At 70.7% G+C, this 26689-nt stretch carries 19 protein-coding genes; 12 read left to right on the top strand and 7 right to left on the bottom strand.

All coding sequences use genetic code 11. The annotated features are described in order from the left end of the window. Positions 1-187 precede the first annotated feature (187 nt). Both ISP17_RS08920 and ISP17_RS08915 read left to right on the top strand, forming a co-directional pair. Complete coding sequence (locus ISP17_RS08920; RefSeq protein WP_404632221.1) at positions 188-3721, top strand: hybrid sensor histidine kinase/response regulator; 3534 nt, start codon at positions 188-190, stop codon at positions 3719-3721. An 83-nt stretch (positions 3722-3804) separates the two neighbouring features. After that, positions 3805-7413, top strand: a complete 3609-nt coding sequence (locus ISP17_RS08915) for a hybrid sensor histidine kinase/response regulator (protein WP_404632219.1) — start codon at positions 3805-3807, stop codon at positions 7411-7413. Positions 7414-7526: 113 nt separating this feature from the next. Here ISP17_RS08915 and ISP17_RS08910 read toward each other — a convergent pair whose 3' ends face one another. Beyond that, complete coding sequence (locus ISP17_RS08910) at positions 7527-7949, bottom strand: DNA polymerase III subunit chi (protein ID WP_404632217.1); 423 nt, start codon at positions 7947-7949, stop codon at positions 7527-7529. A gap of 166 nt (positions 7950-8115) precedes the next feature. Further along, complete coding sequence (locus ISP17_RS08905; protein WP_404632215.1) at positions 8116-9609, bottom strand: leucyl aminopeptidase; 1494 nt, start codon at positions 9607-9609, stop codon at positions 8116-8118. Positions 9610-9707: 98 nt separating this feature from the next. Here ISP17_RS08905 and lptF point away from each other — a divergent pair, with 98 nt between their 5' ends. After that, positions 9708-10826 (top strand): LPS export ABC transporter permease LptF, encoded by a 1119-nt coding sequence (gene lptF / locus ISP17_RS08900; protein WP_404632213.1) that lies wholly within the window; start codon positions 9708-9710, stop codon positions 10824-10826. Continuing rightward, positions 10823-11923, top strand: a complete 1101-nt coding sequence (lptG, locus tag ISP17_RS08895) for an LPS export ABC transporter permease LptG (RefSeq protein ID WP_404632211.1) — start codon at positions 10823-10825, stop codon at positions 11921-11923. Before lptF ends, lptG begins: the two co-directional genes overlap by 4 nt. A gap of 9 nt (positions 11924-11932) precedes the next feature. Here lptG and ISP17_RS08890 read toward each other — a convergent pair whose 3' ends face one another. Then, positions 11933-12910, bottom strand: coding sequence for a cation diffusion facilitator family transporter (locus ISP17_RS08890; RefSeq protein WP_404632209.1), 978 nt, complete (start codon positions 12908-12910; stop codon positions 11933-11935). A gap of 179 nt (positions 12911-13089) precedes the next feature. Between ISP17_RS08890 and ISP17_RS08885 the strand changes: the two genes are divergently transcribed. Both ISP17_RS08885 and ltaE read left to right on the top strand, forming a co-directional pair. Continuing rightward, positions 13090-13491, top strand: a complete 402-nt coding sequence (locus ISP17_RS08885; protein ID WP_404632207.1) for a phosphate-starvation-inducible PsiE family protein — start codon at positions 13090-13092, stop codon at positions 13489-13491. Positions 13492-13567: 76 nt separating this feature from the next. After that, the gene (gene ltaE, locus ISP17_RS08880; RefSeq protein ID WP_404632205.1) at positions 13568-14587 is read left to right on the top strand and encodes a low-specificity L-threonine aldolase; all 1020 of its coding nucleotides are present in this window, start codon (positions 13568-13570) and stop codon (positions 14585-14587) included. Positions 14588-14613: 26 nt separating this feature from the next. Here ltaE and ISP17_RS08875 read toward each other — a convergent pair whose 3' ends face one another. The 4 genes from ISP17_RS08875 to ISP17_RS08860 all read right to left on the bottom strand — a co-directional run bounded on the left by ISP17_RS08875 (position 14614) and on the right by ISP17_RS08860 (position 18214). Beyond that, positions 14614-15537, bottom strand: a complete 924-nt coding sequence (locus ISP17_RS08875; protein ID WP_404632203.1) for a glutaminase — start codon at positions 15535-15537, stop codon at positions 14614-14616. A 34-nt stretch (positions 15538-15571) separates the two neighbouring features. Next, complete coding sequence (locus ISP17_RS08870; RefSeq protein ID WP_404632201.1) at positions 15572-16825, bottom strand: polyhydroxyalkanoate depolymerase; 1254 nt, start codon at positions 16823-16825, stop codon at positions 15572-15574. 85 nt (positions 16826-16910) lie between these two features. Then, positions 16911-17672 (bottom strand): class I SAM-dependent methyltransferase, encoded by a 762-nt coding sequence (locus tag ISP17_RS08865; protein ID WP_404632199.1) that lies wholly within the window; start codon positions 17670-17672, stop codon positions 16911-16913. Positions 17673-17716: 44 nt separating this feature from the next. Continuing rightward, complete coding sequence (locus ISP17_RS08860) at positions 17717-18214, bottom strand: RDD family protein (protein ID WP_404632197.1); 498 nt, start codon at positions 18212-18214, stop codon at positions 17717-17719. 44 nt (positions 18215-18258) lie between these two features. Here ISP17_RS08860 and xerD point away from each other — a divergent pair, with 44 nt between their 5' ends. The 6 genes from xerD to ISP17_RS08830 all read left to right on the top strand — a co-directional run bounded on the left by xerD (position 18259) and on the right by ISP17_RS08830 (position 26689). Next, positions 18259-19173, top strand: a complete 915-nt coding sequence (xerD, locus tag ISP17_RS08855) for a site-specific tyrosine recombinase XerD (protein WP_404632195.1) — start codon at positions 18259-18261, stop codon at positions 19171-19173. Positions 19174-19301: 128 nt separating this feature from the next. Beyond that, positions 19302-20063, top strand: a complete 762-nt coding sequence (locus ISP17_RS08850; protein WP_404632683.1) for a DsbC family protein — start codon at positions 19302-19304, stop codon at positions 20061-20063. An 88-nt stretch (positions 20064-20151) separates the two neighbouring features. Further along, positions 20152-24015 carry a phosphoribosylformylglycinamidine synthase gene (gene purL, locus ISP17_RS08845; RefSeq protein ID WP_404632193.1) on the top strand — a complete coding sequence of 1288 codons (3864 nt, stop codon included), beginning with the start codon at positions 20152-20154 and terminating at the stop codon, positions 24013-24015. A gap of 53 nt (positions 24016-24068) precedes the next feature. After that, positions 24069-24818, top strand: a complete 750-nt coding sequence (locus ISP17_RS08840; RefSeq protein WP_404632191.1) for a hypothetical protein — start codon at positions 24069-24071, stop codon at positions 24816-24818. 39 nt (positions 24819-24857) lie between these two features. Further along, positions 24858-25778 (top strand): glycosyltransferase family 2 protein, encoded by a 921-nt coding sequence (locus tag ISP17_RS08835; RefSeq protein ID WP_404632189.1) that lies wholly within the window; start codon positions 24858-24860, stop codon positions 25776-25778. Beyond that, positions 25775-26689, top strand: coding sequence for a DMT family transporter (locus ISP17_RS08830; protein ID WP_404632187.1), 915 nt, complete (start codon positions 25775-25777; stop codon positions 26687-26689). The genes ISP17_RS08835 and ISP17_RS08830 overlap by 4 nt, the downstream gene beginning before the upstream one ends.

The following is a 26689-nucleotide window of genomic DNA, read 5'->3' as shown; positions in this document are numbered from 1 at the left end:
CGGGCACGTCCACGGTTGCGTCCTCCGGCAGGGCGCGCCGGCGCTGTAGGAATCTGCGACAGATCGGCGGCGCGCGATTTTTGGCATGATCCACAGCTCGCAGCGGGCGAATCGCCCGCGATGCGGGCCGGAATCGGCAGCGCATGCTGGCAGGGGATGGCTCATGGTGTCGTGGGTGCTTGGACTGATGTTGGCCTTCGCCACGCCCGTGGCGAGCGGCAGCGCCGCGCCCGTCGCGGCATCGGCCAGCGCGGCCGCTCCGCTGGCCACCCCGCAGTTTCGCCGCTACGGCCTGGCCGACGGACTGCCCGGCGCGATGGTCTATGCGGTGGTGCAGGATCACCAGGGCGCGATGTGGTTCGGCACCACCGGCGGCATCGGCCGCTACGACGGCGTGGACTTCACCGTGTTTCGCCACGACGTGGCCGACCCGCATTCGCTGCCGAACAACCAGATCTACACGCTGTTCGTCGATCGCGCCGGGCGGCTCTGGGCCGGCGGCGTGTCCGGCGGACTCAGCCGCTACGAGCCGGCCAGCGGTGGCTTCGCCCAGTGGCAGCACGACGACGCCAACCCCGCCAGCCTGGCGCATGACGAGGTGTGGTCGATCGCGCAGACGCCCGATGGCCAGCTGTGGGTGGCCACGCAGGACGGGCTCGATCGGCTGCGCCGGGACGGCCGCGGTTTCGAGCACGTGATCGACACCACGCTGCCGCCGGACCTGTCGCCGCGCGGCATGGGGCCCACGCGCGCGCTGCTGGCCGAGAACAACGGCCGGCTGTGGATCGGCAGCGAGCGCGGCATCTATCTGCGCAGCCCCGACGGCGCGCTGCGGCGGGTGCCGGTCGACCCTTCGTTCAAGGGCGACCTCAGCAAGATCTGGCGCATCGAGGGCGGTGGCGACGAGGTGCGTGTGTCCACCAGCAACGGTGTGCTGCGCATCGGTGCCGACGGTGTGGCGCGTCCGGCGTGGCTTGCCGGCGTGCGTTCCATGAGCAGCGTGCGCGACGCGCGCGGGCGGCTGTGGGTGGGCACGCAGCAGGGCGCGTGGCTGGACAACGGCGACGGCAGCGGGCGCATGTTCACCGGCCACTCGCTGTTGCCGGGCGGGCTGCCGGCCGACTCGATCTGGCAGATCACGCGCGACCGCGAGGGCGGCCTGTGGTTTGCCGTGGCCGACGGCGGCGCCGCCTACCTCGGCCCGGGCTGGGACGGCTTCAGCCGCATGACCCACGTGCCGGACGACCCCACCAGCCTAGCCACCACCGCGGCCGAAGTGGTGGTGGCCAGCCGCGACAACCGGCTGTGGGTGGGCGAGGTCGGCGGCATCGACAAGCTCGATCCGGCCACCGGCGAGGTCGAGCACGTGGTGGCGCGCATGCCTGAGTCGGTGATCTCGATGGTGGAAGACCCGCAGCACCGGTTGTGGGCGGCCGGGCAAGGGGCGCTGTACGTGGTGGAGGGCGGTCGCGTGCAGCCGCTGGACACCGCGCCGGTGGGGCTCACCCGCCCCACCCGGCTGGTCTACTCGGACGACGGGCACGTCTACGTGGCGGCGTGGGGCGAGGGCATCTTCGCGATCGACACGCAGAGCCGCCAGGTGCAGCCGGTGCCGATGCCGGACGTGGCGGCCGCGCGCAACGTCTCGGTGTTCGCCACGCGCGACGGCGACCCCTGGTACGCCAGTGCGGCGGGCCTGATGCGGCTGGATCGCACGAGCCACCGCATGATGTTCGTCGAGGGCGTGCCGCAGCGCTTCATCATGGCCGTCGCGTTCGATCGCAGCGGTTTCTGGGTGGCGTGGGAGAACGGGCTGGAGCATTACCGCTACGCCGACGGCCGCGCGGTGAGCGACCGCGTGGTGACGGTGCCGCCCGAGTGGCAGAGTCGCGACATCCTCGGCATGCGCACCGATCGCGAGGATCGGCTGTGGCTGTTCGCCACGCAGGGGTTGTGGCGCTTCGACCCGGCCTCCGGCGCGTTCACCCGGTTCGGGCCGCAGGACGGCCTGCTCGACGGCGAGTTCAACAACGACCGCACGGCGATGCTCGCCAACGGCATGATCTACGGTGCGACCAAGGGCGGTGTGGTCGGCTTCAGTCCCGAGCGGCTGGCGGCGCAATCGCGCAAGGCGGTGGCGCCGACGGTATTCCTGAGCGCGCTCAGCGTGCGCCGGCACGGCGCCGTGCGCGCGCTGCCGGTGGTCGAAGGCGGCGCGCTGTCGCTGGGCTGGCGCGACCGCGATTTGCGCGTGGTGGCGCGGGCGGCATCGTTCATCAATCCGGCGGGGAATCGTTTCCGCTTCCGGCTCGACGGCTTCGATAGCGATTGGGTAGACGTGGGCCCTCACGGCGAGCGCGAATTTGCCGGACTGGGCGCGGGCGACTACACGCTGCGGGTGATGGCCGCCGCGCCGGGCGGCGCATGGGGCACGCTGGCGGCGCCGCTGGCGATCCACGTCGATGCGCCGCCGTGGAACCGCTGGTGGGCATGGCTGGCCTATGCCGTGGTGGCGGCCGCGCTGGCCGCGACGCTGTCGCTGGCATGGCGCCGCCGCGTGGCGCAGCGCCACCGCATCCAGTTGGCCGAGCAGCAGCGCCATCTGGCCGAGCAGGCCAACGCGGCCAAGACGCAGTTCCTGGCCACGCTCAGCCACGAGATCCGCACGCCGATGACCGGCGTGATCGGCATGGCCGAGCTGCTGCTCACGACGCCGCTGCGGCCGGACCAGAGCGACTACGCGCACGCCATGCAGCGCTCCGGCTCGATGCTGCTGAAACTGCTCAACGACGCGCTCGACCTGGCCCGCATCGAGGCCGGGCGCTTCATGCTGGAGCCCGCGCCGTTCGATCCGCGCCAGCTGCTGGACGACGTGACCCGACTGGTCGCCGGGCAGGCGCGCAGCAAGGGCATCGCCTTTTCGCTGGAGCTGGCGCCCGACCTGCCGACGTCGCTGCTCGGCGACGCGCTGCGCATCGAACAGATCCTGCTCAACCTGGTGACCAACGCGGTGAAGTTCACCGAGCGCGGCAAGGTCACGCTGGGCGCGCAGCGCAGCACCGACGGCGTGATGTTCAGCGTGGCCGACACCGGCCCGGGCATTCCCGAAGCGAGCCAGTCGCGATTGTTCCAGCGCTTCGAGCAGGAGGCCGGCCCGCAGCGCCGGGCCGGCAGCGGGCTGGGGCTGGCGATCTGCCGCGAACTGGTGACCCTGATGGGCGGCTCGATCGAACTGGAATCGCGGCTCGCCCAGGGCAGCACCTTCCGCGTGCGGCTGCCGCTGCGCGAGCTGTCTGCCGCCGTACCGAGCGCGGCGCCACCGGCGATGAGCCTGCGCGTGCTGCACGTGTTGCTGGTGGAGGACGACGTCACCGTGGCGGCGGTGATCCGCGGCCTGCTGGAGCGCCAGGGCCACGCGGTCACCTACGTCACCAACGGCCTCGGCGCACTGGTGGAGCTGGGCGCCGGCCCGTTCGACCTGCTGCTGCTGGACCTGGACCTGCCCGGCGTGGACGGCTTCCAGCTGGCGCGGATGATCCGCCAGCGCGAAGGCGAGGGCGAACGCCTGCCGATCGTGGCGATCACCGCGCGCTCCGGCGGCGACGAGGAGCAGCGCAGCCGCGAGGCCGGCATGGATCACTTCCTGCGCAAGCCGCTGTCGGGCGAGCAACTGGCCCGCGCGATGGACGTGGCGATCGCCGCGGCCGCGCTGCCGGTCTGAGCCACGACCTTCCGGACAAGCCGCCGCGTCGCGGATTTGGCATGATCGGACCTGCCATGGCTCGGATGGCGCAAGGGGATCGCATGTTTCCATCGCTGGTAATGGCCATCGGCCTGCTGGCCGCTGCGGGGCCGGGCGCTCCGGCCGCGGCCGCGTCGCCGCCCGCCGCCGCGGTGATGCCGGCGCCGGGTGGCGCGCTGCCGACGCCGCAGTTCCGCCGCTACGGCACCGCCGAGGGCCTGCCCAGCAGCAGCGTGTACGCGGTGGTGCAGGACCCGGCCGGCGCCATGTGGTTCGGTACCAAGGGCGGTCTGGCGCGCTACGACGGCGTGCAGTTCCAGGTGTTTCACCACGTCGCCGGCGATCCCGCGTCGCTGCCGCACAACACGGTGGGCGGCCTGCTGGTGGATCGCCAGGGCCGGTTGTGGACCAGCGGCCTGGAAGCGGGCTTGAACCGCTACGACCCGGCCAGTGGCGGCTTCGAGCACTGGGCGCACGATCCGGCCGATCCGGCCAGCCTGGCGATCGACAAGGTGTGGACGATGGCGCAGACCGCCGACGGCACGCTGTGGGTGGGCACCGAGGAGGGCCTGGACCGCATGCGCGCGGACGGTCGCCACTTCGACCACGTGCCCAGCCCGCCGCGCGACGACGGCGAGGCCGACCATTTCGGCGCGGTGGCTGCGCTGTTTGTCGACCGCCACGACCGGCTGTGGATCGGCAGCGCGCACGGGGTGTTCCGGCGCGATCCGGACGGCCGCATCCGGCGCATCCGCGGCGTCGATCCGACGCTGCTGATCGACGCCTGGTCGATCGACGGCAACGCCGGCGACGACGAGATCCGCATTGCCGCCACTCACGGCCTGTTCCTGGTGGGCGATGACGACGTGGCACGCCCGTTCGACACGCCCGGCCTGCCCGACACCAACATCATGACCAGCGCGCGCGACCGGGCGGGGCGGCTGTGGATCGGCACGCAGAAGGGCCTGTACCTGCAGGAGCACCCGCACGACCCGCTGATCGCTGTGATCGACAAGCCGGTGATGTACGGCAACCTGCCCGGCAGCTGGGTGTGGAAGATCACGGTCGATCGCGAGGGCGGGCTGTGGTTCGCGCTGTTCGACGGCGGCGTGGCTTACCTCGCGCCCGGCTGGCACGGCATGAGCCGCTACACGCACGTCCCCGACGACCCCGACAGCCTGCGCGACTCGATGGCCACCGCGATGGCGCGTGCGCGCGACGGCACGCTGTGGGTGGGCGAGCGCGGCGGCCGGGTGGACAAGCTCGAACCGTCCACCGGGCGCGTGCAGCACGTGCTGTCGGACCTGCGCGGCGACGTGCAGGGCATGACCGAGGACACCGACCACAACCTGTGGATTGCCACCAAGGGCGCGCTGTACCGGTACCGCGACGGCCGGCTCGATCGCGTCGATCCGCAGCGACAGATCCTGCTCACGCCACTGGAGGTGGAGGCCGGACCGGAACGCCAGCTCTATGTGCGCACCTTCAACCAGGGCCTGTTCCGCATCGATCCGCAGACGCTGGCGGTGATGCCCGTGCCGATCGAGGGCGGCAACGAGCGCGCACGCTGGGGCAGCCAGATGACGCTGCGCTTCGGCGTGTTCTGGTACGCCAGCGACGGCGGCCTGTATCGGCTCGATCCCGGCCACGGATATTTCGAGCCGGTGCCCGGCGTGGCCAACGACCGCTCCGTCGACGCCTTCGACAGCTCGCCCGACGGCTTCTGGCTGGCGCGCTCCGACGGGCTGGAGCATTACCGCCTCGCGCCCGACGGCCTCACGCTCGATCGCCGCGTGCGCGCCGACCAGGGCTGGCCCTCGATCAACGTGGTCGACCTGCGCATCGACGCGCACAAGCGCGTGTGGATCTTCGGCAGCGACGGGCTGTGGCGTTTCGATCCGGACACCGGTCGCTTCCGTGCGATGGGCCTGCAGGACGGCCTGGCCAACGGCGAATTCTTCCGCGGCTACAGCCGTCTGGAAGACGGCACCATCTACGCGCCCACCTTCGGCGGCGTGGTGGGCTTCAACCCCGACCGCATCACCGAGCAGGACAGCACGCCGTCGCTGGCGATCACCGGCGTGCGCGTGCGCCGCCACGGCAAGCTGCACGAGCTGCCGCCGGACGGCACGCTCACCATCGACTGGCGCGACCGCGAGGTGAGCGTGGTGGCGCGGCTGTTTTCCTACATCGATCCGGCGGCCAACCGCTACCGTTTCCGCATGGTCGGGCTGGACCCGGGCTGGGTCGACGTCGACCATCGCGGCGAGCGCGAATTTGCCGGCCTCGCGGCGGGCGACTACCGGCTGGAAGTGATGGGCACGGGAGCCAACAGCCGCTGGATCACGCTGGGCCAACCGCTACGCATCCACGTCGACGCGCCGCCGTGGGCACGCTGGTGGGCGTGGCTGGCCTACGCCATCACGGCCGGGCTGCTGGCGATGTTCGTGCTGGCGCTGTGGCAGCGCCGGTTGGCCCAGCGGCATCGCCTGGATCTCTCCGAGCAGCAGCGCCAGTTGGCGGAAGCGGCCAGCGCCGCCAAGACGCGCTTCCTCGCCACGCTCAGCCACGAGATCCGCACGCCGATGACCGGCGTGATCGGCATGGCCGAGCTGCTGCTCACCACGCCGCTGCGGCCGGACCAGAACGACTACGCACACGCCATGCAGCGCTCCGGCGCGATGCTGCTGAAGCTGCTCAACGACGCGCTCGACCTGGCCCGCATCGAGGCCGGCCGCTTCGAACTGGAGCCCGCGCCGTTCGACCCGCGCGAGCTGCTGCAGGACGTGACCCGGCTCACCCTGGCGCAGGCGCACGGCAAGCGCATCGGTTTCACGCTGGAGCCCACGCCGGAGCTGCCACCGCGGCTGCTTGGCGACGTCACGCGGATCAAGCAGATCCTGCTCAACCTCACCGGCAACGCGGTGAAATTCACCGAGCGCGGGCAGGTGACGCTGGGGGCGCGGCGCACGGCCGACGGTGTGGTGTTCAGCGTGAGCGACACCGGCCCGGGCATTCCCGAAGCGAGCCAGTCGCGGCTGTTCCAGCGCTTCGAGCAGGAAGACGGCCCGCAGCGCCGCGCCGGCAGCGGGCTGGGTCTGGCGATCTGCCGTGAGCTGGTGACCCTGATGGGCGGCTCGATCGAGCTGGAATCGCGGCTCGCCCACGGCAGCACCTTCCGCGTGCGCCTGCCGTTGCCGGAAGTGGCCGACGGCACCGCCGTGACGTCGGCGCCCGCGCCGGCGCCCCAGCGCGGCCAGGTGCCCTCGTGCCGCGTGCTGCTGGTGGAGGACGATGCGATCGTGGCGGCGGTGCTGCGTGGCCTGCTCGACGCGCAGGGCCACCGCGCCACCTACGTCGCGCACGGCCTCGGCGCGCTGGCCGAACTGAGCAACGCGCACTTCGACGTGATGCTGCTCGATCTGGATCTGCCCGGCGTGGACGGCTTCCAGGTGGCGCGGATGATCCGCCAGCGCGAAGGCCCGGGCGAACGCCTGCCCATCGTGGCGATCACCGCCCGCTCCGGCGGCGACGAAGAGGCGCAGGCGCGCGCCGCGGGCATGGACGGCTTCGTGCGCAAGCCGATCTCCGGCGCGCAGCTGGCAGACGCGATCGAGGGTGCGCTGGTGCAGGCGCCGCGCGAGGAGGACACCGCCGAAGAGGCGGGTTGAGCGCGTGCGAAACGATGTCCGTCCGGGGGGCGCGACCGGTCAGACCGCCTGTCTGCGTGGCCGGATCTTTCGCGGGTGCCGATGCATTGACCGGTGGCGCTGCGGACGCCGGCTCACATGTCGAACTTGTTCACCTCGAAACCGAGCCGGGCGTACTCGCGCCAGCGCGCGCGCGAGCCGTCCCGCTCGGCCGGGTCGGCGGCCACCACCTCCAGCACGCGGTCGAAGCGACCCGGCGCGCATCCTTCGCGCAGGTTGATCACCAGCGGGCGGTCGGCCGTGTCGATGCCCGGCGGCACGATCAGCACCGCGGTGTCGGCGTCGTCATCGTCGCCGGCCAGCTGGTGCGGGATGAAGGCGTCCTCGTCGAACGCCCACAGCAACTCGTCCACCGCCTCGGCCTGCTCGAAGTCGCGCACCAGGATCAGCGTCGGCTGCTGCGACGCGAACGCACGCTTGGCCAGCTCGCATACCAGCAGCAGCGGCTGCTCGCGGAAGCGCGGCTTGTCGATCAGGTAGAAGTCGGCGCGGGGCATAGGGGCGAGGAGTGAGTAACTAGGAGTGAGAAGTGAGAGAAGAGCAGCGTGCGGCGAGCATGGGGCTTTGGGTCCGCAGCCTCGCTGCGTGGCGCGACGAAAGGGAGTGAGGCGTGGGACTGGCGTGCTGCTCTACGCCGTTCTCTCACTCCTCACTCCTCTCCACTCACTTCTCGCTGCGGTCCAGCAGCCACTGCGCCAGCAGCGGCACCGGGCGGCCGGTGGCCAGGCCTTTGCGGCCCTCGTCCCACGCGGTGCCGGCGATGTCCAGGTGCGCCCAGCGCTGGCCTTCGGTGAAGCGCGAGAGGAAGCAACCGGCGGTGATCGCGCCGGCGCTCTTGCCGCCGATGTTGGCCACGTCGGCGAAGCCCGATTCGAGCTGGGTCTGGTAGTCGTCCCACAGCGGCAGGCGCCAGGCGCGGTCGAGCGTGGCCTCGCCGGCGGCGAGCAGTTCGGCGGCGAGGTCGTCGTGCTTGCTCATCAGGCCGGTGGCGTGCTTGCCCAGCGCGATCACGCACGCACCGGTGAGCGTGGCGGCGTCGATGAGGGTGTGCGGCTTGTAGGTCTGGGCGGTCCAGGTCAGCGCGTCGCACAGGATCAATCGACCCTCGGCGTCGGTGTTGAGCACCTCGATGGTCAGGCCCGACAGACTGGTGAGCACGTCGCTGGGGCGGTAGCTCTCGCCGTCGGGCATGTTTTCCACCGCCGGCACCACGCACACCAGGTTGGTCTTGACGCCCATCTTCACGGCGGCGACGAACGCGCCCAGTACGCTGGCGGCGCCACCCATGTCGAACTTCATCTCCTCCATGCCCGCACCGGGCTTGAGGCTGATGCCGCCGGAGTCGAAGGTGACGCCCTTGCCGACGAAGGCATACGGCGCGTCACCCTCGATGCCGCCCTTGTATTCCAGCGCGATCAGTCGCGGCTTGTTGACCGAGCCACGGCCCACGGCGAGCAGCGAGCCGAAGCCGAGCTTTTCCATTTCCTCATGGTCGAGCACGCGGCAGCTCACCGCGTCGCCGCTGGCGGCGGCAAAGGCCTGCGCCTGGCTTGCGATGTAGACGGGGTTGCAGATGTTCGGCGGCAGGTTGGCCAGCTCGCGGGCGAAGCGCACGCCCTCGGCGATGGCGATGCCCTGGTCCAGGCCGGGCTGCGCATCGGCGCCGCCGGCAAAGGCCACGCTGGCCAGCTCCGGCTGCGCGCTCTTCTCGCGCGGCTTGAAGGTGGCGGTGTAGCGATAGCTGGCGTGGTCGGCGGCCAGCACGGCGGTGCGCACGCGCCAGGCGGCGTCGCGGCCGGGCACGTCGATCTCGGTCAGGTAGGACACCGCGCCGTCGATCGGCAGCTTGCCCAGGGCGCGCGCCGCGTCGGCGTTGACGCGCTGGTAGCGGGCGGCATCGAAACCCTTCTGCTGGCCCAGCCCCATCACCAGCACGCGCCGGGCGCCGATGCCTGCCGGGGCGAACAGCATGTGGGCACTGCCGCCCTTGCCGGTGATGTCGCCGCTTTCCACCTGGCGCTTGATCGCCCCCTCGGCCGCGCTGTCGATGCGCGCCGCCGCGCTGGAGAGCACGCCGCCTTCGTACACGCCCACCACCACGCAGGGGGTGTCGACGGTTTCGGGAGCGGCGGAGGCGAGACTGAACTGAAGCGTCATGGAAGGGTCCTGCGGTAGGCGCCGGCGCGGCCGGACAGGCTAGACTTGCGGTTTGCCAGCGCCCTCGCGGGCGCGGCGCAAGCCCCTGATTCTATCGCATGCTGAGCATCCTCGACCGTTACTTCCTGCGCGAGCTGGGCCAGACCATGGCGGCCACCGCGATCGTGCTGGTGACGGTGCTCGCCGGCAGCAGCTTTGCCCACGTGCTGCAGCAGGTGGCCAACGGCAGCTTTCCGGCCAGCGTGATGTTCCAGGTGCTGGGGCTGAATATGCTCGACGGTCTCTCCAACCTGCTGCCGCTGTCCGGCTACGTCGGTGCGCTGTGGGCGATGGGGCGGATGTATCGCGAGAGCGAGATGCACGTGCTGGCCTCCTCCGGCATGGGGGCACGCGGGCTGTTGCGGCCGGTGGCGATGCTCGCGGTGGTGATCGCCCTGGCGGTGGGGCTGGTGTCGCTGTGGCTGGGGCCGTGGGCTTCGCGTTCGTCGGCGGCGCTGATCGACGCGGCGAATCGCTCGGTCATTGCAGCCGGCCTCGATGCCGGCCGCTTCACCGAGTTGCCGGGCAAGGACGGCGTGATCTTCGTCGACACGCTCAGCCGCGACGGCAGCCAGCTCGGCAAGACCTTCATCGCCACCGAGCGCAAGGGCAGCGACGGCGTCAGCCGCCTGCGCCTGATCACCGGTGCCAGTGGCCAGCTCTACCAGGAGAGCGACGGCAACGGCCGCTTCCTCGGCCTCAAGGACGGCTGGCAGTACGAGCTGCCGCTGGGCACGGACAACTGGCGGCGCATCCGCTACGAGCGCAACGACGCGTCGCTCTCGAATGTGCAGGGTGACAGTGACAGCAACCCGATCCACGGCGTGGCCACGCGTGTTCTGGCGCGCACCGAGTCCAATGAGGCGCGCGCGGAGCTGGCGTGGCGCATCGGTTCGCCGGTGATGGCGCTGGTGCTGATGATGCTGTCGCTGCCGCTGGCGAAGCAGAATCCGCGCGAGGCGCGCTACGGCCGCCTGCTGCTGGCAGTGCTCGCGTTTTTTCTCTACCAGAATCTGATGGCGCTGTGTAACGGCCAGATCAGCAAGGGCCACTGGCAAAGCTCGATTCCGATGTGGGTGGTCAGCACGCTGGCCTTCGCGATCGGCGCCTGGCTGTTCCGCAACCAGTACCAGCCGCGCCGCGTGCGCGCGGCGCGGACGCCGCAGGTGAGCGCATGATCCGCCTGCGGGTGCGCCGGGTGGACTGGCTGATCGGCACCACCGTGCTGGCCTCGTTGCTCACCGTGTGGCTGATGATCGCCGGGCTGGATGCACTGCTGCAGTTCCTGCGCCAGCTTGGTCATGTCGGCAAGAATGGCTTCACCCTCGCCGACGCCGCGCTGTACGTGCTGGTGACCTTCCCGCGCCGGCTCTACGAGAACTTCGGCTACGCCACGGTGATCGGCGGCCTGCTCGGGCTGGGCAGCCTGGCCGGCAGCGGCGAGCTCACCGCACTGCGCGCCGCGGGCATGTCGCAGCTACGCATCGCGGCGTCGGCGGCCGGCGTGGTGGCGCTGCTCATCGTGGGCGTGGTGATCCTCGGCGAGACGGCCGCGCCGTGGGGCGACCAGAAAGCGCAGGCGATGCAGCTGCGCCAGCGCGGCGGCGCGATCGGCCTGGCCGGCTCCACCGGCCTGTGGGCGCGCGACGGCCAGCGCATCATCAACGCCAAGGCCAGCCTGCTGAAGGAAGTGAACGGGCACAACCAGGTGGAGCTGGCCGACGTGCGCGTGTTCACCTTCACCGACGACGGCCAACTCACCCGTCTCGACTGGGCGCAAAGCGCGCAGCACGATGGCCGCCACTGGACGCTATCGCATGTGCGCAGCACCACGCTGGATGACAAGGGCACGCACACCACGCAGGTGGCCAGCATGCCGTGGAATGCGCAGCTCAACCCGCGCGTGCTGGAGCAGTCGCTGGTGCAGCCGCAATACCTGCCGATGCGCGACCTGCGTCGCAACATGAATTACCTGGAGGCGAACGGGCAAAGCCCGGGCGTCTACGCGGTGGCGTTCTGGACGCGCGCGCTGTATCCGCTCAACGTGCTGGTGCTGGTGCTGTGCGCGATGCCGTTCGCGTTCGGCAGCCTGCGCTCTGGCGGGCTGGGCAAGCGCATCTTCATTGGCATCCTGATCGCGATCGCCTGGTACTTCCTGCAGCAAGCCATGATCAACTTCGGCACCGTCTACGGCGTGCCGCCGTTGCTGGCCAACCTGCTGCCGGCCACCGTGCTGGCGATCGCCGCCTGGTTCTATTTCCGCCGGCATCGCTGACCGGGGCGATCAGTGCGCGAGGGTGTCCTCGCGGCCGAGTGCGGCGCGGCGTTGCTTCCACGTTTCGTGCGTCTGCGGCTTCACGAACAGCGCGGCCAGTTCCGGGTGCTCGGCCTTGGCGCGCGATTCGATGCGGCCGATGCACGCTTCGATCTGCGGCGTGTCGAGCGCGTCCTCGAACTCCGCACTGAGCGCGGCGACCACGCGGTCGGGCCCCATCTGCACCGTCATCACGCCGTTGGCCGAGCGCACGCCCGCGTCGGCAGCGGCGATGCGCATCAGCGACTGGCCCACGCCGGGCCGGGCCGGCTCGCCGATCAGCAGGCCTTTGGTCTCGCGCGCCAGCAGCAGTGCCGAGCAGGCCAGCAGCGCGGCAATGCCCAGCGAGGCGATGCCGTCGAACACCGGCATCTGCAGCCAGTGCGCCACCGCCAGCCCGGCGCTGGCGATCAGCAGGCCGGCCAGCGCCGCAGTGTCTTCCAGCAGCACGGTGAACACGCTGGGATCCTTGCTCTGCCGGAACGCCTCGAAGTAGCCGCGCCGGCCCTTGCGCTGGCGGAACTCGCGCAGCGCCACCCACCACGAGCCGCCCTCGAACAGCGCCGAGACCCCCAGCACGATCAGGCTGGGCAGCGGATGCTCCACCTGCACCGGATGGCGGATGTGCGCGATGCCCTCGTACAGCGACACGCCGGCGCCCATCGCCAGCACCAGCAGCGCCACGATGAAGCTCCAGAAGTACAGCTCGCGGCCGTAGCCGAACGGATGGCTGTCGTCGGCTGGCTGGCGGGCGCGGTGCAGGCCGTACAGGAGCAGCAGCTCGTTCACCGTGTCGACCAGCGAATGCACACCCTCGCTGAGCATCGCCGAGCTGCCGGAGACGGCGGCGGCGATGAACTTCGCCACCGCGATGGCGAGATTGCCGAACAGCGCGGCAATCACCACCTTGTGCGACGACGCGGCGCTGCGGGCCGGGCGACTGGCCATGGGCGATCCTCGTGACAAAAAGGCCACCATGCTGGCCGCGGCGTCGACGGCCCGTGGACGCCGCGCATCTCGCGTGCGTCGATCCGGCGCAACGCGGGCGGCTTGCGGCGCGTCGCCGGCCGTGACCATGATGGCCGGGCGCGGCAACTCGTCGCGCGCCCCGATGCCGAGGACATGCCATGCAGACGCCGTTGATCGGTCGCTCGTTTTCCTTCATCGAAAAGATCGGCCTGCTGGCGATCCTGCTGGCGACGCTGTTCGCCGGATTCAGCGAGGTGCGGCAGATGGTCGTGGCAGGCCACGCCGGCGTCAGCGACCTGCTGCTGCTCTTCATGTACCTGGAGCTGGTCTCGATGGTCGAGGTGTACTGGACGGCCGGCAAGCTGCCCGTGCGCATGCCGCTGTACATCGCGATGGTGGCGCTGGCGCGGCACATGCTGGTGGACCAGCAGCTGCCCGCACTCGACCTGCTCGGCACGGCGGTGGCGATCCTGCTGCTGGCGGTGGCCGTGGTGGTGGTGCGCTACGGTCACCTGAAGCTGCCGTACCGCGACGCGATCGATTCGCGCCACCTCAGCTGAGCGTGCCGGCCGGCTTGTCCGGCCGCAGCGCGGCGGTCATGCTGCGCGCTCCCTTTTCGGCATGAGGAGTGCGTCAGTGGCATGGGTGGATCTGCGCAGTGACACAGTGACCCGACCGACCGCGGCGATGCGCGCGGCGATGGTCGAGGCGGCGGTGGGCGACGATGTCTACGGCGAGGACCCGACGGTCAACGCGCTGCAGCAGCGGCTCGCCGACGATCTGGGTTTCGAGGCCGGCCTGTTCGTGCCCACCGGCACCCAGTCCAACCTGATCGGCCTGATGGCGCACTGCGAGCGCGGCGACGAGTACATCGTGGGCGCCGACGCGCACACCTATCGCTGGGAAGGTGGCGGCGCCGCCGTGCTCGGTTCGATCCAGCCGCAGCCGATTGCGCAGGACGCCGACGGCACGCTGCCGCTGGACAGGGTGGCCGCCGCCATCAAGCCGATCGACCCGCACTTCCCGCGCAGCAAGATCCTCGCGCTGGAAAACACCTGGTGGGGTCGCGCGCTGCCGCTGGACTATCTCGCTGCGGCGCGCGTGTTCACCCGCGAGCGCGGCCTTGGCCTGCACCTGGACGGCGCGCGGCTGTTCAACGCGGCGGTCGCCTGCAAGGTGCCGGCGCGCGAGATCACCCGGCATTTCGACAGCGTGTCGGTGTGCCTGTCCAAGGGCCTCGGCGCGCCGGTGGGTTCGGTGCTGGTCGGCTCGGCCGCACTGATCGACAAGGCGCGGCGCTGGCGCAAGGTGGCCGGCGGCGGCTGGCGCCAGGCCGGCCTGCTCGCCGCGGCCTGCACGTACGCGCTGGATCATCACGTCGAGCGCCTTGCCGACGATCACGCCCGCGCCGCGCGTCTGGCCGAGGGGCTGGCGGCAATCCCGAACGTGAAGCTGCTCGGCCAGCACACCAACATGGTCTACGTCGACGTGCCGGTGGAGCGACTGCGCGATCTGGACGTCCATCTGCGCGCGCGAGAGATCCGCATCGGCATCGGCTACACCCCCACGCTGCGCCTGGTGACCCACCTGGATGTGGACGACGAGGGCGTGGCGCGCACGGTGGCGGCGTTCGAGGCGTTCTTCGCGCGCGGCTGAGCGCCGGGGTCAATCACGCAGCGCGATCAGAAGATCGACAGCCCGGTCTTGCTGGTGAAGCGCTCCAGCGCCAGGCTGCCGGCCAGCGAGTTGCCCTTGGCGTTGAGCGCCGGCGACCACACCGCGATCGCCAGCTTGCCGGGGATCACCGCCACGATGCCGCCGCCGACGCCGCTCTTGGCCGGCATGCCCACGTGGTAGGCGAAGTCGCCGGCGGCGTCGTAGGTGCCGCAGGTGAGCATCAGCGCGTTGATCCGTTTGGCCAGGTCCGGCGACAGCAGCGCCTTGCCCGACCACGGGCAGCGGCCCTGGTTGGCCAGGAACAGGAAGCCGCGGGCGAGATCCACGCAGCTCATCGCCAGCGAGCACTGGTAGAAGTAGAAATCCAGCACCGCGTCGATCGGCTGGGCGAGGTTGTCGAAGCTGCGGATGAAGTTGGCCAGCGCCGCGTTGCGGTAGCCGTGCGCCTGCTCCGACGCGGCCACCTCGGGGTCGTCGCGCAGGTCGGGATTGGCGGCGCAGCCCCGCACCGTGGCCAGCAGGTCGGCACGCGCGTCGGCGTGGCTGCCCAGCACCACGTCGGCCACCACCAGTGCGCCGGCGTTGATGAAGGGATTGCGCGGCACGCCGTGTTCGACTTCCAGCTGTACCAGCGAGTTGAACGCGCTGCCGGACGGCTCGCGGCCCACCCGCTCCCACAGCCGCTCGCCGACCGCCTGCAGGGCGAGGGTGAGCGTGTAGACCTTGGAGATGCTCTGGATCGAGAACGGCTCATCGGCGTCGCCGGTGCGGTACAGCTGGCCGTCCAGCGTGACCACCGCCATGCCGAACTTCCCGCGCGGCACGCTGGCGAGGCGCGGGATGTAGTTGGCCACCTCGCCCTGCGCCAGCAGCGGGCGCAGCTCCGCGCGGATCTCGTCGAGGATGCGCTGGTAATCCGGCGTGCTCATGCGCGTCGCGTCATGGCATGCGTACGACGCGGCATCACGCCTTGCGCTGGTCGAACTGGCGAATGAAGTCGCGCACCTGCGGGTAGACCGTCTCGCGCCAGCGCCGGCCGCTGAAGATGCCGTAGTGGCCCGCGCCCTCGATCACCCGATGCGCGCGCGCCTTGGCCGGGATGCCGGTGCACAGGTCGTGCGCGGCCTCGGTCTGGCCCAAGCCGGAGATGTCGTCCAGCTCGCCTTCCACGGTGAGCAGGGCAGTGCGCTTGATCGCCGACGGATCGACGCGCTCGCCCGCCACGTCCCACACGCCGCGCGGCAGCAGGAACTGCTGGAACACCTTGGCGATGGTGTCGAGGTAGAACTGCGCGGGCATGTCGAGCACGGCGTTGTATTCGTCGTAGAACTTGCGGTGCGACTCGGCGTCGTCGAGGTCGCCGCGCACCAGGTCCTGGTAGAAATCCCAGTGCGAGTTGAGGTGGCGACTGGGGTTCATGGCGATGAAGCCTGCGTGCTGCAGGAAGCCCGGATACACCTCGCGGCCCGCGCCCGGGTAGTTGCTCGGCACGGTGTGGATCACGTTGCCCTTGAACCACGACAGCGGCTGGCGCGTAGCCAGGTTGTTGACGCTGGTGGGGCTGCGGCGCGGGTCGATCGGGCCGCCCATCATGGTCATGCTGCGCGGCGTGGTCTCGCCGCGCGAGGCCATCAGCGAGATCGCGGCGAGCACCGGCACGGTCGGCTGGCACACCGAGATCACGTGCAGCGATTCGGCACCGATGTGGCGGATGAACTCCTGCACGTAGGCGACGTAGTCATCCAGCCCGAACGTGCCCTGGTCCACCGGCACCATGCGCGCGTCGACCCAATCGGTGATGTACACCTTGTGGTCGCGCAGCAGGGTGCGCACGGTGTCGCGCAGCAGCGTGGAGTGGTGGCCGGACAGCGGCGCCACCACCAGCACCACCGGGTCGTTCTTCATCTTCTCGATGGTGTCCGGGTCGTCGCTGAAGCGCTTGAAGCGCTTGAGCTGGCAGAACGGCCTGGACAGCGCCACGCGCTCGACGATGGCGATCTCGTGGTCGTGCGCCACCGCCTGGTGCAGGTTGAACTCGGGCTTCTCGTAATCCTTGCCCAGCCGGTGCATCAGCTCGTAGCCGGCGGCCCAGCGCTCCACGCCCGGCCACTGCGCCAGCGGGCTGGCGGGGTCGTTGAGCATCTTGGCGCCGGCTTCGGCGAAATGGCTGAGCGGACCGAGGAAGGCGCGCTGCCACTCGTGGATCTGATAAAGCATGGGGATGACCGGGGAATCGTAAAGGCCTGATTCTAGAACCAGTCGGTCGAATTTGTGTTGCGGTGCCGCAAGTGCCTGCGGCAGCTCAGGGTGAAGGCGGCGCCGGGCCGCGCCGACACACCAGCAGCAGTTCGTCCACGCCAGCGGTGTCGCCCAGGCCGTCGCGCCAGGCCAGCGGCTTCTGGAAGCGCAGCCCCAGCGGCATGAACACCCGGTTGTACCACCACATCGCTCGCTCGCGCTGGTGGGTGAGGAACCACTGGCCCAGGTCGAGCAGGCGCGAAGATTCGGGTTTCATGCCGTAGACCGCGCTGCGCTCGATGCGCCAGCCGTACGCGGCCAGCATCGCGGCAATCTGCGCCGGCTCGTAGCGGCGGTAGTGGCCGACAAAGTCGTCGAACGCGGTCCAGGCCGCCGGGTCCAGCGGCACCGAGAGCAGCAGCGTGGCGTCGGCGGTGGCCACGCGGGCCAATTCGGCTAGCGCACCCAGGTCGTCCACCACGTGTTCGAGGATGTCCAGCGCGCACACCAGGTCGAACCGCGCATCGGGAAACGGCAGCGCGCCGATCATTGCGTGGGTGGTGCGCGCGCCCTGGCGGCGCAGGCCGCGCAGGGCGGCGTGGCTCATGTCGACGAAACAGGTGTCCGTCAGCGGCAGGCGCGGGCGCAGGCCCGGCGCCACTTCCAGCCGGCGTTGCGCATCACGCGCCAGCGCACCGAACAGCGGCCAGGTGTTGAAGCGCTCCGGTGCGATCAGCCGCGCGTCCGACCACAGCGCCTCGTAGAAGCGTCGATTGGTGTGCAGCACTTCCGCTTCGCTGCGGGTCGGGGCGTGGGTGTCGGTCATGCACGGCAGTGTGCCGGCGAACGCAAGGGATGTCTGTGAACGGGTCAGCCGAGGCGGCGGACCTCGGTACCGGCGGCCAGGTCGTGCAGTGCACGTCGGCGCGGATCGAACAGGGCCACGGCAAACCACGCCGCCCAGGCGATCAACGCCGCCCACAGCGCGCCGCGCAGGCCCAGCAACGGCGCCAGCGCGAGCAGCGCCAGCGGCGCGCTGGCCACGACCACGCGGATCAACGCCTGCCGCAGCGTGGGCCGCGTGCCGTCGCGCGCGGTCACGCGCAGGTGCCACGGACGCATGCCCAGCGTCTGGCCGCCGCGCAGCCACGAGCCCGCGAAATACGCCGATACCACTACCGCCTGCAGCGGTCGGTACCACCAGGCGATCGTCGTCTGCGCGCCGGTACTGATCAGCTGCCCGCCGGTGGCGAGCTGGCACAACAGGCCCACCACCATCACGATCGCCACCACCGCGAGCAGGTCGTAGATCAGCGCGAGCAGGCGACGCCACAGTGGGCAGGGCAGGGAGGTGGTGGCGTCGGTCATGGCTTCGCTTGCGTCGCGCGCGCGCCGTGCCCAGCATGGCGCGCATGAAAGAGGAAAACCCCGCCAGTATCGCCCAAGCCGACCAGCGCAGCATCGCCGCCTTCATCGAACGGGTGTGGTCGGAGGACGGTTTGTCCGACCGCACGCTGGAGGCGTATCGCCGAGATCTGGAGGGTCTCGCACGCTGGTTGTCGACGCGCGGGCGCACGCTGGAAAACGCGCGCCGCGAGGATCTGTCGGCCTATCACGGCGCCGCCCCGGTGGCGGTGCGCTCGCTGGCGCGGCGGCAGTCCTCGTTTCGCCGCTACTACGGATTCCTCGCCCGCAACTCGGCGGATTTCGACGATCCCACCCGCCTGATCGAGCGGCCGAAGATGCCGCGCAGCCTGCCCAAGGCGCTGGCCGAGCGCGAGATCGAGTCGCTGCTCGACGCGCCGGACGTGACCACCACGCTGGGCCTGCGCGACCGCGCCATGCTGGAGCTGATGTACGCCTCGGGCCTGCGCGTGTCCGAGCTGGTCGAGCTGCCGCTGTCGGGCCTGAACCTGCGCCAGGGCGTGCTGCGCGTCACCGGCAAGGGCGGCAAGGACCGCCTGGTGCCGGTGGGCGAGCTGGCGCTGGAGCGCATCGAGGCGTATCTGAAGACGGCGCGCCCGGCGCTGGCGCGTGGTCGCCAGCCGGCGGCGCTGTTTCTCAGCCAGCGCGGCGAGGGCATGACCCGGCAGATGTTCTGGACGCTGGTGAAGCGCTACGCGATCAAGGTGGGCATCACGCCCAAGCGCATCTCGCCGCACGTGCTCAGGCACTCCTTCGCCACCCACCTGCTCAACCACGGCGCCGACCTGCGCGCGTTGCAGATGCTGCTGGGCCACAGCGCGCTGAGCACCACGCAGATCTACACGCTGGTGGCGAAGGAGGGCCTCAAGCGGCTGCACGCGCAGCACCATCCGCGCGGCTGAGGCGGCGCTGCGGCGCGATGTCGCGTCGGCATAGTGCGCGCGCCGTCGCCGATCGGGTTCAGGTGCCTGTGCGAGAATCCGGCGTTCTGCGGCGCTGTCCGTGCCGCGCATGCACGAGGTCGATGACGATGTGGAAGAAGCTGGCGCTGGCGTTCTGCCTGGGTGCAAGCGCGATGGCCGCGCAGGCCGCCGATACTGCCGTGACGCCCGCGGTCGAGAAGACCGTGCGCGCGGCGATTGCCTCGTTCGGCCCCGGCGTGCACATCGAGTCGATCGCCGCCGCGCCGATTCCCGGCTTCTACCGGGTGATCGCCTCCGGCCAGATGGTCTACGTGAGCGCCGACGGCAAGTACATGCTGAACGGTGATCTGGTGGACATCGCCAGCCGGCACAGCCTCAATGACGACGCCTGGGCCGGCTTCCGCAAGGCCCAGCTGGCCACCGTGCCGGCCGCGCAGCGCATCGTCTACGCGCCGGCGCATCCCAAGACCACGCTCACCGTGTTCACCGACGTCAACTGCGGTTTCTGCCGCAAGCTGCACGAGCACATCGACGACTTCATGAAGGCCGGCATCGCCGTCGAATACCTCGCCTGGCCGCGCGAGGGCGTGACCACCACGGCGGGCCGTCCCACCCCGACCTATACCGAGATGGTGTCGGTGTGGTGCGCCGCCGATCGCAAGAGCGCCTTCACCGCCGCCAAGCAGGGCACTGCCCCCAAGGCGGCCACCTGCAACAACCCGGTCAAGGCGCAGTACGAGCTGGGCGAGCGCCTGGGCGTGAACGGCACGCCTGCGATCTTCACCCCCGATGGCCGCCAGCTGGGCGGCTACGTCACCGCCGCCGACGTGCTGGACGACCTGCGCAAGCACCCGCTCGGCGGCAGCTGACCGCCCGGTACGGCATCGGGGGAGTCCGATGCCGTGGTGCAGCATCGGGTAGAATGGCCGTTTTCCCGTACAGCGCCATTCCCCTCGCATGATCGCTTTCGACGGGCAAACCGCCCTTTCGCCGTTTCGCCTCGACCGCCTCAACGCCCGCCTCGATGCCCTGCATCGCGGTGCGCGCATCCAGGCGGCGTGGTTCGTCTATTTCCTCGACGCCGAGCGCGCCCCCGAAGGCGCCGCGCGCCAGCGCCTGCTGGACGTGCTGGAGGCGAAGGACGCCGCCCCCGAACACGCCAGCCTGTGGGTGGTGCCGCGACTGGGCACGATCTCGCCTTGGTCGAGCAAGGCCACCGACATCCTGCACGGCGCCGGCTTCGACGTACGCCGGGTGGAGCGCGGGCTGGCCTGGCTGGCCGTGGGGCTGCCCGAAGCGGGTGCGCCCGACCATGACGCGGTGATGGGCGTGCTGTGCGACGCGATGACCCAGTCGGTGCTGACCGATCTGGATCAGGCGCAGGGGCTGTTCCTCGCCGGCACGCCGGGCGATCTGGTGCACGTGGCGCTTGGCAACGATGCGCGGGCCGCGCTGGCCGATGCCAATGCCCGGCTGGGCCTGGCGCTGGCCGAGGACGAGATCGAGTATCTGGCCGACCGCTATGCCGAGCTCGGCCGCGACCCGACCGACGCCGAGCTCTTCATGTTCGCCCAGGCCAACTCCGAGCACTGCCGGCACAAGGTGTTCAACGCCAGCTGGACGGTGGACGGCGAGGCGCAGGACGCCACGCTGTTCGGCATGATCAAGCACACCCACCAGCGCTCGCCCGCGCACACGCTGTCGGCCTACAAGGACAACGCGGCGGTGATCGAGGGTTCGGCCGGCAAGCGCTTCTTTGCCGATGCCGACGGCGTGTGGCAGGCGCACGACGAGCGCGTCGACTACGCGATCAAGGTGGAGACGCACAACCACCCCACCGCCATCGCGCCGTGGCCCGGTGCGGCCACCGGCGCCGGCGGCGAGATCCGCGACGAGGGTGCCACCGGCCGCGGCGCCAAGCCCAAGGCCGGCCTCACCGGTTTCTCGGTGTCGGACCTGCGCATTCCCGGCCATCCGCAGCCGTGGGAAGTGGAGCGTCCGCTGCCGCCGCGCATGGCCAGCGCGTTCGAGATCATGCGCGACGGCCCGCTGGGCGCCGCCGCGTTCAACAACGAATTCGGCCGGCCATGCCTGGGCGGCTACTTCCGCAGCTACGAGCACGAGACCGGCGAAGCGGGCGTGCGGCGCGGCTACGACAAGCCGATCATGCTGGCCGGCGGCCTCGCCAATATCCGTTCCAGCGACGTGCAGAAGCGCGAGCTCAAGCCCGGTCACAAGGTGATCGTGCTGGGCGGTCCGGCGATGCTGATCGGCCTGGGCGGCGGCGCCGCCTCGTCGGTCGCCTCCGGCGCATCGAGCGCCGAGCTGGATTTCGCCTCGGTGCAGCGCGACAACGCGGAGATGGAGCGGCGCTGCCAGCAGGTGATCGACAGCTGCTGGGCGCGCGGCGACAACAATCCCATCGTCAGCATCCACGACGTGGGCGCCGGCGGCCTGTCCAACGCGATTCCCGAGCTGCTCAACGACGCCGGGGTGGGCGGCGAGATCGACCTCTCGACGATCCCCTGCGACGACCCCTCGCTGTCGCCGATGCAGGTGTGGAGCAACGAGTCGCAGGAGCGCTACGTGCTCGCCATCGCGGCGGACGATCTGCCCGAGTTCGAGGCCTACTGCGTGCGCGAGCGCTGCCCGTACGCGGTGGTCGGCACGGCCACCGAAAAGCGTCAGCTGGTGCTGGTCGATCCGCGCCGCGAGCTCACCGTGATCGACCTGCCGATGGACGTGCTGTTCGGCAAGCCGCCGCGCATGCATCGCGACGCCCGGCGCATCAAGCCGCGCATCGATCTGGTGCCGGACCTGTCCGGCATCGGCATGGACGAGGCGGTGCTGCGCGTGCTGCGCCTGCCCACGGTGGGTTCGAAGAACTTCCTCATCACCATCGGCGACCGCACCGTGGGCGGCCTCAACCACCGCGACCCGATGGTCGGCCCGTGGCAGGTGCCGGTGGCCGACTGCGCCGTCACCATCACCGACTTCGACGGCTACACCGGCGAAGCCATGGCGATGGCCGAGCGCGCCCCGGTGGCCCTGCTCAACAGCGCCGACGCCGCGCGACTGGCGGTGGGCGAGGCGATCACCAACCTGGCCGCCGCGCCGATCGATCACCTGGGCGAGATCCGCCTGTCCGCCAACTGGATGGCCGCGGTGAACCACCCGGGCGAGGATGCCGCGCTGTTCGATGCGGTGAAGGCGGTGGGCATGGAACTGTGCCCGGCGCTGGACATCTCCATTCCGGTCGGCAAGGACTCGCTGTCGATGCAGACGGTGTGGACCGACAACGGCCAGCGCCAGTCCACCGTGGCGCCGGTGTCGCTGGTGATCACCGGTTTCGCCCGCGTCAGCGACGTGCGCCGCACGCTCACCCCGCAGCTCAAGCTCGATCGCGGCCCGTCCGACCTGTGGCTGATCGACCTCGGCGGCGGCCGCGACCGCCTCGGCGGTTCGGCACTGACCCAGGTGTTCAACCGCGCCGGCGGCGTGCCGCCGGACCTGGAGGACGTCAAGCGCCTCAAGGGGTTGTTCGAGCTGGTGCAGGAGGCCAACCGCGCCGGCCTGCTGCTGGCCTACCACGACCGCTCCGACGGTGGCGTCATCACCACGCTGCTGGAGATGGCCTTTGCCGGTCACTGTGGCCTGGAGATCCATCTGGATGGCTGGGCCGAGGCCACGCTGCGCGCGCTGTTCAACGAGGAACTGGGCGCCGTGCTGCAGGTGGCCGAGGCCAACCGCGAGGCGTTCGAGGCGCTCCTGGTCAAGCACGGCCTCGCCGGCATGAGCCACCGCATCGGCCGGCCGAAGGAAAAGCTCGGCATCAAGCTGTATCTCGGCAACGAGGCGATGTTCAAGTGGCAGTGGGTCACGCTGTTCAAGGCGTGGAACGAGACCAGCCACGCCATGCAGCGCCTGCGCGACAACCCGCTCAGCGCCGACGCCGAGCTGGAGTGGCGGCTGGACGACGCCGACCCGGGCATCACGCCGAAGCTCACCTTCGACCTCGCCAAGGATGTCGCCGCGCCGTTCATCGCCAGCGCTGCGCCGCGTCCTCGGGTGGCGATCCTGCGCGAGCAGGGCGTCAACGGCCAGGTGGAGATGGCCGCGGCGTTCACGCGTGCCGGCTTCGAGGCGGTCGACGTGCACATGTCCGACCTGGCTTCGGGCCGCATCAGGCTGGCCGACTTCCGCGGCTTTGCCGCGTGCGGCGGCTTCTCCTACGGCGACGTGCTGGGCGCCGGCCGCGGCTGGGCCACCTCGATCCTCTACAACGAGCAGCTGCGCGCACAGTTCGCGGCGTTCTTCGCCGATCCGACGAAGTTCGCGCTGGGCGTGTGCAACGGCTGCCAGATGCTGAGCCAGCTCAAGGACATCATCCCCGGCGCGCAGCACTGGCCGAAGTTCCTGCGCAACGCCTCGGAGCAGTACGAGGCGCGCGTGGCGACGCTGGAAATCCTCGATTCGCCCAGCCTGTTCTTCAAGGGCATGACCGGCTCGCGCATCCCGGTGGCGGTGGCGCATGGCGAAGGCCGCGTGCACTTCCCCAACGTGTGCAGCCCGTCCAAGGCGCAGGCGGCCGTGCGCTTCGTCGACAACCGCGGCAAGCCGACCGAGAACTACCCGCTGAACCCGAACGGCTCGCCCGGCGGCCTGGCCGGCTTCACCGCGGCGGACGGTCGCGTGACGATCCTGATGCCGCATCCCGAGCGCGTGTTCCGCAGCGTGCAGATGAGCTGGCATCCGGAGCAGTGGGGCGAGGATTCGCCTTGGATGCGCATGTTCCGCAACGCGCGGGCATGGTGCGGCTGAGCGCGTCCGGCGGGCTGACCGCCGCCCGGCGCGGCGGCTGAGGCGCACGCGACGTGCGCTGGCGCCGGCAGATCGGTTTCGCGTTGTGGCTGGTGGCGCTGGCGCTGCTGCCGTGGTGGCTGGGCCTGCCGCTGCTGCTGGGCATCGCCGCCGCGCTGCTGGTCGGCGCCGAGCGACTGCAGCCGTTCGCCTCGACGCTGCGGCTCACGCTGCGCTGGGGCCTGCCCGGCGTGGTGCTGGCACTCAAGCGCTGGCTGGGCGGCGATGCGCTGGCGTGGACGATTGCCGCGGTGGCCGCGCTGGTGGGTTTCACCCTGCTGGCCGGACTCGAGTCGTGGCTGGATCGCGCGCGACGTCGCGAGGCTGCGCAGGCGGAGGCCGAGGCTCCCCGCACCGCTGAATGGCCGGACCTGGCGCTGGCGCCGCTGCGCGTCGGCGGCATCGTGGAGCTGGTGCCGGTGCAGTGGCACGCGCTGGACGAGGCGGCGAATGATTCGCTGGACGACGGCCGCGGCGGTCGCGTGCGCTACCGGCGCGAACCGGGCTTCGCCGGCTATGTGTTCGACGACGGCTCGCGCGTCGAAGCCCCGCCGGGGCGATTGTGCGTGAGTCCGCGCGGGCGCTGGCTGGCGCTGGAGGCGCAGCCCGGCGTGCTGCTGTGGGACCGCGATCTGCAGCAACGCCATCGCCTGCGCCGGCGCCGGCTGTGCGGCTGGCACGACGAATCCCCGTGGCTGCAGGGCAGCGACGCCGGCATGCCGCTGCCGCTGCGCGACGCGCTGGGTCGCGAACGCCCGCGCTGAGGCGTTTTCGATTCGTCCGGCCGCGCGCATACTTGCGCTGTGATCATCTCCCCCGATTTCTCTCCCACGCGCCCGGCGGCTGTGCCGGACGTCAGCGTCATCGTGGTCTCGGCCGACAGCGGCCCAGGGCTGCACGAGTGCGTGCGCCGCGCGCTGGCCTGTCCCGCCGTGCGTGAAGTGCTGCTGATCGACAACGGCTCGCGCGACGGCGTGCCCGAAGCAGTCGCCCGCGCGCACGAACAGGATCTGCGGCTCACCGTGATCTTCAACCACGCCAACCTCGGCTTCGGTCCGGCGGTGAATCGCGCGGCCAAGCGCTCCAGCGGCTCGCGCCTGCTGGTGCTCAATCCGGATTGCCTGCTCGAACCCGATACCGTGGCGCGCCTGCTCGCCGCGTTCGACGCGCAGCCGCGCACCGGCCTGGTCGGCGCCGTGGTGTGCGACGCGCACGGCGTGCCGGACCCCGCCTCGCTCCGCCGCGATCCGCTGCTGGCGCGCACGCTCACCACCCTGTTCAAGCGCCCCGGCGAGGGCATCCACGTCGAGGGGCCGATGCCGGACCACACGGTCGAGGCCGAGGCGGTATCCGGCGCGCTGATGCTGCTGTCGCGCCGCGTGTTCGATTACCTCGACGGCTTCGACGAGCGCTACTTCCTGCACTGCGAGGATCTGGACCTGTGCCGCCGCGTGCGCGACGCCGGCTATCGCGTAATGCTGGCCGGCGACGTGCGCGTGCTGCACGGCAAGGGCGGCTCCAGCCGGCATCGGCCGGTGTTCGTCAGCTGGCACAAGCACCGCGGCATGTGGCGCTGGTTTCGCAGCTTCGATCCCGATGCGCGCAAGCCGCACCTCGCGGCGATCGTCTGGCTGGGCATCTGGGCGCATTTCGCGCTCAAGCTGCCGGGGCAGCTGGCGCGCCGGTCCAGCGCGCGCTCGGCGGCCGAGGGCGCCGCCGCATGAGCGCAACGCAAGGGCGCGGCGCGGCGCTGGCCACCGTCGCGCTGATCGTGGTGACGGCGGTGTGGGGTTCCACCTTCTTCCTGATCAAGGACGTGGTGCAGCGCGTGGCGGTGGCGGACTTCCTCGCCGTGCGCTTCGTGCTGGCCGCGGCGGCCATGGTGCTGATGTTCGCCCGTCCGCTGATGCGCCTGCCGCGCCGGCAGTGGCTGCAGGCGCTGGCGCTGGGCGTGGTGTACGGCGTGGCGCAGCTGCTGCAGACCACCGGGCAGATCTACGCCTCGGCCAGCGTCAGCGGCTTCGTCACCGGCATGTATGTGGTGTTCACCCCGCTGCTCGGCACCGTGCTGCTGCGCCAGCGCATGCCGTCGGTCACCTGGATCGCCGTGCTGCTGGCCACCGGTGGCCTGGCGCTGCTGTCGCTGCAGGGTTTCAGCGTGAATCGCGGCGTGGTGCTGGTGCTGATTTCCGCACTGCTTTATGGCCTGCATATCGTGGGATTGGGTCAGTGGTCGCGCCCGGGCGATGCCTTCGCGCTGTCCACCGTGCAGATGCTGGCGATCGCCGTGGTGTGCCTGCTGGCGACGCTGCCGCACGGGCCGAAGCTGCCGCCGGATCGCGACGTGTGGTTCGCGCTGATCTACATGGCGCTGGCCGCCGGCGCCGGCGCCATGCTGGTGCAGACCTGGGCGCAGGCGCACATGCCGGCCACGCGCGCGGCGATCGTGATGACGCTGGAGCCGGTGTTTGCCGCCGGCTTCGCCGTGGCCTTCGGCGGTGAGTCGCTGACCTGGCGCATGCTTGCTGGCGGCGCGCTGGTGCTGGCGGCGATGTACCTGGTGGAGCTGGCGCCGCGTCGCAACGCGCGCGCCGCGGCCGAGATGCCGGCCGAGGCGATCCATCACGAGGTGTAG

It is taken from the genome of Dyella ginsengisoli, assembly GCF_044904665.1.
GTDB lineage: Bacteria > Pseudomonadota > Gammaproteobacteria > Xanthomonadales > Rhodanobacteraceae > Dyella_A > Dyella_A ginsengisoli.
Note: the sequence above shows the minus strand (reverse complement) of the source record. Positions and strands in the feature narration are given on the sequence as shown.